Origin of the sequence: Caballeronia sp. (genome assembly GCF_049581465.1) — a bacterium.
Classification (GTDB): domain Bacteria; phylum Pseudomonadota; class Gammaproteobacteria; order Burkholderiales; family Burkholderiaceae; genus Caballeronia.
Genome location: NZ_JBAUSA010001295.1, coordinates 1 through 8,234, shown reverse-complemented (window position 1 = coordinate 8,234; position 8,234 = coordinate 1). Strand labels below are relative to the sequence as shown.

Sequence of the window (8,234 nt, the reverse complement as noted above, 5' to 3'; positions counted from 1 at the left end):
CCACGAAGATGCCCGCGAGCGCCGGCCGCTTGTGGGCGATCGGCACATTGAGCGTGGGGAAACCGAGATCACGTCCAAGTTTCTGGCCGTGCACGACATGGCCGCTAATCACATAGGGACGGCCGAGCGCGATGCGGGCTGCGTCGAGGTCGCCTGCCACCAGCGATGCCCGCACGCCTGAACTGGAAATACGTGCGCCGTTGATGTCGGCGACGGTCGCCATCTGCTCGACTTCGAAGCCGTGCTTGAGTCCTGCGGCCTTCAACGATTCAAAATCGCCGGCACGTTTGGCGCCGTAACGGAAGTCGTCGCCGATCATCACCCAGCGCGAATGCAGCCCGTTCACAATCACGTTCTCGACGAACGTAGCCGGCGACTGGCTGGCGAACGTGTGATTGAAGTGCTCGACGACCACGCGATCCACGCCGTTCGTGCGCAGCGCTTCGAGCTTGTCACGCAACATGGCGATGCGCGGCGGCGCGCCGGCAGGATAGAAGAATTCGCGGGGATGCGGCTCGAAGGTCATCACGCAGACCGGCAGGCCACGTGCGTCGGCCGCTGCACGCACGCGGGCGAGCAGCGCCTGATGGCCACGATGGACACCGTCGAAATTGCCGATGGTCAGTGCGCAGGGCGCACGGCTCTCGGCATTGGGCAGGCCGCGGAAGACTCTCACGATATCGGTTGGGTCGGCGGTTAGCGGTTGATCGGGTAGGTCAAAAGCAGGCTGCAAAGCCCGCAAAGCGTTCGATTATAAACGCTCACAGCATGGCACGGCGGGCTTGCCCGGTTTTGGAGCAGCGGATTCGGGCGGGAATCGTTGCATCGAATGATAAAATCCGTGGATGAAAAAAATCGTCATCCTTATTTCCGGGCGGGGAACCAACATGGAGGCCGTCGTGCGCGCTTGCGCCCGCGACGGCTGGCCTGCCCGGGTGGCGGCCGTTATCTCCAACCGTCCCGATGCGGCCGGCCTTGCCTTTGCGGCGGCGAACGGGATTGCGTCGAGTGTCGTCGATCATCGCGAATTCGCCACGCGTGACGCTTTCGATACCGCGCTTGCACGCATTATCGACGGCTTCGAACCGGATCTCATCGTGCTCGCGGGCTTCATGCGCGTGCTGACCGACGGGTTTGTCGAGCACTACGCGGGGCGCATGATGAACATTCATCCGTCGCTGCTGCCATGCTTTCCGGGCCTCAAGACGCACCAGCAAGCGCTCGATGCCGGCGTGCGCGTGCATGGCGCGAGCGTCCATTTCGTCACGCCAACACTGGATCACGGGCCGATCGTCGTGCAGGCGGCGGTCCCCATCATGGCCGGCGACGATCCTGCAGCGCTTGCGTTGCGGGTGCTGGCCGTCGAACACATTATTTACCCACGCGCGGTGCGCTGGTTCGTCGAAGGGCGTCTTGCCATCGACGGCGAGCGTGTCGTGCTCACGCCACCAGAGCCGCAATGGCTCTTTGCCGACATTGCCGGGGAGGGCGTATGAGGCTTCATGGATTTTTGATAGGACAGACAGAGACGTTGTTGGCGGACGTACTGCGTTTCAGCGGTCCCGCTGACGCCGCCACCAGCCGTTTTTTCCGCGCGCATCCGAAGCTCGGGCACAACGAGCGCGGTGTTATCGCCGAAGCGGTGTTTGCCGTCTTGCGCCGCAAGATGGAGTTTTCGCATCTCGCCGAGAGCGGATCCGGCAACCTGGCGCGGCGTCTGGCGTTGCTCGGATTGATGCAGACGGCGGGTTTATCGGCGGTCAAACCGTTCATTTCCGCCGATGAATACCAGTGGCTCAACCAGGTGTCGAAGATCGATCCGGCCAGCTTGCCCGTACGCGTACGGACCAACTTGCCGCAATGGATTTACGACGCCATGACCAAGCGCTTCGATACCGACGAACTCGCGTTGCTCGCCGCCGCGCTGAATTACCCGGCGCCACTCGATCTGCGCGCGAACCCGATCAAGGCATCGCGTGAGCTGGTGATCAAGACGCTGACCGAAGCCGGTATCGACGCGGGTGAAATGCCGTTCGCCCCATACGGCGTGCGCGTGGACGGGAAACCTGCGCTGACGCGCCTGCAACCGTTCCAGGACGGCTGGATCGAGGTGCAGGACGAAGGCAGCCAGTTGTTGTGCTCGCTGGTGGCGCCCCGGCGCGGCGAAATGATCGTGGATTTTTGTGCGGGTGCGGGCGGCAAGACGTTGGCATTAGGCGCCATGATGCGTTCCACCGGCCGTCTCTACGCCTTCGACGTATCCGACCGGCGTCTCGCGAAGCTGAAGCCGCGACTGGCGCGTAGCGGTTTGTCGAACGTGAATCCGGTGCTGATCGACAGCGAGCACGACGCCAAGATCAAGCGTCTGGCCGGCAAGATTGACCGCGTTCTCGTCGATGCCCCGTGTTCCGGTCTTGGCACTCTCCGGCGCAATCCGGATCTGAAATGGCGCCAGTCGCCGGAATCGGTCGCGGAATTAGCGCCCAAGCAGTTGTCCATCCTGACCAGCGCCGCGCGCCTGGTCAAGGTGGGCGGGCGTCTCGTGTACGCAACGTGCAGCATGCTCGAAGCGGAAAACGAAGGCGTGGTCGCGAAATTCCTTGAAGCGCACCCGGGATTCAAGTTGGTTCCTGCACGCGATGTGTTGGCCGAGCAACGCATCGATCTGGATACCGGCGACTTTTTGTCGCTGTGGCCCCATAAACATGGCACGGACGGCTTTTTCGCAGCCGTCCTGGAGCGGATTCCCGTTGTCAAGAAGGACGTTGAAAGTGAGGACGCAGCACCTCAGGAAGCCGCAGAATAAGTAATTTTTGCTCGGATTGAGCCGGATTTCAAAGTGGGGTCCGGCTCAAGCTTTAATTTAGTCCTCATATATCGAGCGTAAACCATGCTCGACAAACGGTCAGTTTGACGCGCATATTTGTGAGTTATCAATAGGGAAATCAAATTTTTTCCTAATTGAGACAAAGACTTGGAACGACTGAAGTAAAATGCCGTCGAACCTCATGCACATTGCTTTCGTGCACCCAACAGCCGTCGATGCTGATTGTCGTTCGGCCATTTTTTCCGCCTCAACAGGTAAATTGCCTTGCTGAATTCATCGCTTGAATTTTTCGCCAACGGATTGCTCGACTTTTCGTGGTGGCAGATCTTGCTGTTCACGCTCGTGATGACGCACATCACGATCATCGGCGTCACCGTCTATTTGCATCGCTGCCAGGCGCACCGCGCGCTGGAGCTGCATCCGGTTGTCAGCCACTTTTTCCGTTTCTGGTTGTGGGCGACCACCGGCATGCTGACCGGGCAGTGGGCTGCCATTCACCGGAAACACCACGCGAAGTGCGAGACCGAAGAAGATCCGCATAGCCCGCAAACGCGCGGCATCTGGAAGGTATTGCTTCAGGGCGCCGAACTCTACCGTTCGGAAGCCAAGAATGAAGAAACCATGCGCAAGTTCAGTCACGGTACGCCGAACGACTGGATGGAACGCAACATCTACACGCGTTATCCGATCCTCGGCATCAGCCTGATGATGGTCGTCGACGTTGCGCTGTTCGGCATTGTCGGACTGTCGGTATGGGCCGTGCAGATGATCTGGATTCCGTTCTGGGCGGCAGGCGTGGTCAATGGACTCGCGCACTGGTGGGGTTATCGGAACTTCAATTCCGCCGACGCCAGCACGAACATCTTCCCGCTCGGCATCCTGATCGGCGGCGAAGAACTGCACAACAATCACCACACGTACGCCACGTCGGCCAAGCTGTCGAACAAGTGGTATGAATTCGATATCGGCTGGATGTATATCCGCATCATGTCGGCGTTCAAGCTGGCCAAGGTCAAGAAGATCGCGCCTACGCCGCGTCTGTCGGCCTCGAAGTCGGTTCTTGATCACGACACGCTGCAGGCTGTTCTGTCAAACCGCTACGAAGTGATGGCGCGGTACGGCAAGGCGGTCAAGCGCGCGTATCGTCAGGAAATGTCGAAGTTGAAGGACGCGGGCGCTCGCGAGAAGTATCAAGTGATGCACGGCGCGCGCAAGTGGGTGCACAAGGACGAAGCGGGGCTCGACGAGCCGCAGCGCAAGCAATTGCCGGAGCTTCTGTCCGACAACCACAAGCTGCGTACCTACATCGAGTTGCGCCAGGACCTGTCGGCCATGTGGGATCGCTCCAATGCATCGCGCGAACAACTGCTCGTGCAATTGCAGGACTGGTGCCATCGTGCGGAACAAAGCGGGATCAAGGCGCTGCAGGATTTTGCGCTTCGCCTGCGTCGCTACGCTTGACCGCACGTTTCACCCACGTTATCGAAATCCGTTAAAATTTTGTGACGTCAAACGACCCCGCTCTGGCGGGGTTTTTTGTTTTCGGCTTTCGATGTGTTGCGCGGCGGGTTGCGCAAACCGGCATGACGATGGAGACGGGAAGGACATGGAGCAAGCAACTATCAAGCGGGTCGAGTACGACCAGCCGCAAGGATCGACGTGCGGTGTCGGGCAGGCATGGGCAAAGGTGCCAGAGGCGCTGTCGCGCGAGGAGCAGCGCGATGTGAAGGAGCGGATCCGCGCGATGTTGGTCCGCGAGAATGCGGTACTCGTCGCGCATTATTACGTCGATTCGGTCCTGCAGGAACTCGCCGATGAAACCGGCGGTTGTGTTGCGGATTCACTGGAAATGGCGCGCTTTGGGCGTGATCACGCTGCGCAGACCTTGATTGTCGCCGGCGTGCGCTTCATGGGTGAAACGGCGAAAATCCTGAGCCCCGAAAAGCGCGTGCTGATGCCCGACCTCGACGCCACGTGTTCGCTCGACCTGGGTTGTCCCGCCGACGAGTTCGCAGCGTTTTGCGATGCTCATCCCCACCGCACGGTCGTCGTGTACGCGAATACCAGCGCGGCGGTCAAGGCGCGGGCGGACTGGATGGTGACGTCGTCGATAGGACTGGAGATCGTTGCCGACCTGCATGCACGGGGCGAGAAGATCTTGTGGGCGCCGGATCGGCATTTGGGCGGCTATATCCAGAAGAAAACCGGCGCCGATATGTTGTCGTGGCAGGGTTCGTGTCTCGTGCACGACGAGTTCAAGGGTATCGAACTCGACCTGCTGCGGGCCGAATATCCCGACGCGAAAATCCTCGTCCATCCGGAGTCGCCGGAAGCCGTGGTAGCGCTGGCCGACGTGGTCGGTTCGACGACACAGCTTATCGATGCAGCCGTGAAACTCAATTCGAAGCGCTTTATCGTTGCGACGGATCTCGGCATTTTGCACAAGATGCGGCTGGCGGCGCCGGGTAAGGAGTTCATCGAAGCGCCGACCGCGGGCAATAGCGCTACGTGCAAGAGTTGCGCGCACTGTCCGTGGATGGCCATGAATGGCCTCACGAATCTGGCCGCGGTGCTTGAACACGGCCATAACGAAATTTTCGTGGATCCTGCTATTGCTCAGCGAGCCCGTCTTCCGATCGATCGAATGCTCGATTTCGCCGCGCGGCATAAAAAGCGCGTGCAGGCGAGCGGGGACCTGGCGAAGGACGCTTCCTTGTTTTCGAATGTGGGGGCCGCTTGATGACGGCACATCGGTTGACGACACATCGGTTCGTGTCACCGTTATTCGAGTCGATTCACACGCAATACGGCGATACCTTCGATGCGGCAATTGAGCGCAACGTGGCAGACGCGCTCGCGGAAGATATCGGCGATGGCGATCGAACGGGGCTGCTAGTTCCCGCCGACGCCCACCGCACGGCGCGCGTCACCGTCCGCGAAAACGCGGTGCTGTGCGGCGTGCCCTGGTTCGAAGCGGTGATGGAGCGCGTGGATGCGTCGATACGCGTGGAGTGGATGTACGCGGAAGGCGAACTGATGGCCGCCGATACGCCCGCGGTCTTGCTCCACGGCCCGGCGCGCGCGCTCCTCACCGCCGAGCGCAACGGGCTGAATTTCCTCCAGTTGTTATCGGGCGTGGCGAGCGCCACACGCCGTTACGTTGATGCTGTCGAGGGCACGCATGCGCGGATTCTGGACACGCGCAAGACCTTGCCTGGCTTGCGTCTCGCGCAGAAGTACGCCGTCCGGGTTGGCGGTGGCGCGAACCAGCGGCTTGCGCTCTACGACGGCATCTTGATCAAGGAAAACCATATTGCTGCAGCGGGCGGCGTTGGCCCGGCGATGGACGCCGCGCTTGCGTTGAACGCCGGCGTTCCGATCCAGATTGAAGTCGAGACGCTCGCCCAACTCGAAACGGCCCTTGCGCACAAGGCGGAGTCGATCCTGCTCGACAATTTCACCTTCGACGCGATGCGCGAGGCCGTGCACCTGACCGGGGGACGAGCGATGCTTGAAGTATCGGGCGGCGTGAATTTCGATACGGTGCGCACAATCGCGGAAACGGGCGTCGACCGGATTTCGATCGGGGCCCTGACGAAGGACGTTCGCGCCACCGATTACTCGATGCGGTTGATCTAGCGAGCCGCTGGCCGCTGTTGGCTAGACCTGACGCCGTCTTGTGACTGGCGGCGTCAACACTGTCGCAAGCGCCTTGGGCAAGCTTTCCGGCCAGTCGCGGCTGAAATGAAGCCCCCGGCTCTCGTGCCGTGAGCACGCGCTCTCTACAATTAGCGACGCTACATCGACGAGATTTCGCAGTTCAAGCAGATCGCGGCTGACCTTGAAGTTTGCGTAGTATTCGTGGATTTCTTCACGCAACAACGCAATCCGGTGTTGCGCACGCGCGAGCCGCTTGTCCGTTCGCACAATTCCTACGTAATTCCACATCAGCCGCCTCAACTCGTCCCAATTGTGCGCGACGACCACTTCTTCGTCGGGGTCGGACACGCGGCTTTCGTCCCAGTCAGGCAACGGCGCATGGCCGTTCGCCGAAGATCCATCCGCTTCGATAGCCTGCGCCGCCGCGCGCCCGATCACCAGGCATTCAAGCAGCGAGTTGCTTGCCAGCCGGTTCGCGCCGTGCAGGCCCGTGCACGCGGTTTCGCCCACGGCATAAAGGCCGGCGCGATCGGTACGGCCGGCAAGATCCGTCACCACGCCGCCACAGGTGTAGTGCGCCGCCGGCACCACGGGAATTGGCTGTTTGGTGATGTCGATACCGAATTCACGGCAACGCGCCAGGATGGTGGGGAAGTGCTCCTGAAGAAACGCTTCCGGCTGATGAGATATGTCGAGATAGACGCAGTCAATCCCCCGCTTCTTGATCTCGAAATCGATCGCTCTCGCCACGATGTCGCGCGGTGCGAGTTCCGCGCGTTCGTCGTGCGCGGGCATGAAACGGGTGCCGTCGGGCAGGCGCAAAATGCCGCCTTCACCGCGCACGGCTTCGGAAATCAGGAACGATTTCGCGTACGGATGGAAGAGGCAGGTTGGGTGGAACTGGATGAATTCCATATTTGACACGCGGCAGCCCGCGCGCCAGGCCATCGCTATGCCATCTCCCGTCGCCGTGTCGGGATTCGTGGTGTACAGATAAACCTTGCCCGCGCCACCCGTAGCAAGCACGGTGTGCTGCGCCTCGATGGTCACAGTACGGCCGCTGACGAGATCCATTGCATACAGGCCATGGCAGCGATGCCCTGGCAAGCCGAGTCGCTCAGACGTGATCAGGTCGATCGCGTAGTGATCTTCCAGCACCGTGATGTTGGGATGATTGCGCACGCGTTCGTTGAGCGTGCTGACGACCGCGTGTCCGGTTGCATCGGCGGCATGAATGATCCGCCGATGGCTGTGGCCACCTTCGCGCGTCAGATGAAAACCGAGTTCAGCCGACAGGTCTTTGGTGAACGGTACGCCTTCTTCGATCAGCCAGTCGATCGCTGCCCGCCCGTTTTCAACGATGAACCGCGTCGCACTTTCATCGCACAGGCCACCGCCGGCCACGAGCGTGTCGCGGACGTGGTTGTGGGTGGAATCAGCCGAGTCGAGGACTGCCGCGATGCCGCCCTGCGCCCAGTCGCTCGCGCCTTCGCTGACGCTGCGCTTGGCAAGAATCGCAACGCGCTGCGTTTGCGCCAGATTTAACGCGACGCTCAAGCCCCCAAGCCCGCTGCCGATGATGGCTACATCGAAATTCATCCTGCCACATCTCCGTCGATTGGTAGTGGGTGCGGCTTTCGCACGGCTATGACTACGTGCACAAAGCCAAATCAGGAAGCATAACGCGCGGCGGGGCGGATCGACCGTTGGCCGTTCGGCCAGTGGGGTAAATAGGTAGGGCGTGGAT

The 8,234-nt window shown here is 60.8% G+C and carries 7 protein-coding genes; 5 read left to right on the top strand and 2 right to left on the bottom strand.

Going from position 1 to position 8,234, the window contains the following annotated elements:
- A partial coding sequence (locus WCA53_RS31420; RefSeq protein ID WP_423920822.1) for a bifunctional riboflavin kinase/FAD synthetase occupies positions 1 to 676 on the bottom strand: 676 nt, incomplete at its 3' end.
- A gap of 169 nt (positions 677 to 845) precedes the next feature.
- On the opposite strand from WCA53_RS31420, the gene purN reads away from it, so the two are divergent.
- From purN to nadC, 5 genes are all read left to right on the top strand, one after another.
- Positions 846 to 1,496, top strand: coding sequence for a phosphoribosylglycinamide formyltransferase (gene purN / locus WCA53_RS31415; RefSeq protein ID WP_423920819.1), 651 nt, complete (start codon positions 846 to 848; stop codon positions 1,494 to 1,496).
- Positions 1,493 to 2,806, top strand: coding sequence for an RsmB/NOP family class I SAM-dependent RNA methyltransferase (locus tag WCA53_RS31410; protein ID WP_423920815.1), 1,314 nt, complete (start codon positions 1,493 to 1,495; stop codon positions 2,804 to 2,806). The genes purN and WCA53_RS31410 overlap by 4 nt, the downstream gene beginning before the upstream one ends.
- A 285-nt stretch (positions 2,807 to 3,091) precedes the next feature.
- On the top strand, positions 3,092 to 4,288 hold the full coding sequence (locus tag WCA53_RS31405) for a DesA family fatty acid desaturase (RefSeq protein ID WP_423920810.1): 1,197 nt from the start codon (positions 3,092 to 3,094) through the stop codon (positions 4,286 to 4,288).
- Between the two features lie 145 nt (positions 4,289 to 4,433).
- A complete protein-coding gene (gene nadA, locus WCA53_RS31400) occupies positions 4,434 to 5,567 on the top strand; it encodes a quinolinate synthase NadA (protein WP_423920807.1) in 1,134 nt (377 codons plus the stop codon).
- Positions 5,567 to 6,466, top strand: a complete 900-nt coding sequence (gene nadC, locus WCA53_RS31395; protein ID WP_423920804.1) for a carboxylating nicotinate-nucleotide diphosphorylase — start codon at positions 5,567 to 5,569, stop codon at positions 6,464 to 6,466. The genes nadA and nadC overlap by 1 nt, the downstream gene beginning before the upstream one ends.
- A gap of 21 nt (positions 6,467 to 6,487) precedes the next feature.
- Here nadC and nadB read toward each other — a convergent pair whose 3' ends face one another.
- A complete protein-coding gene (nadB, locus tag WCA53_RS31390) occupies positions 6,488 to 8,086 on the bottom strand; it encodes an L-aspartate oxidase (RefSeq protein WP_423920801.1) in 1,599 nt (532 codons plus the stop codon).
- Positions 8,087 to 8,234: the final 148 nt, after the last annotated feature.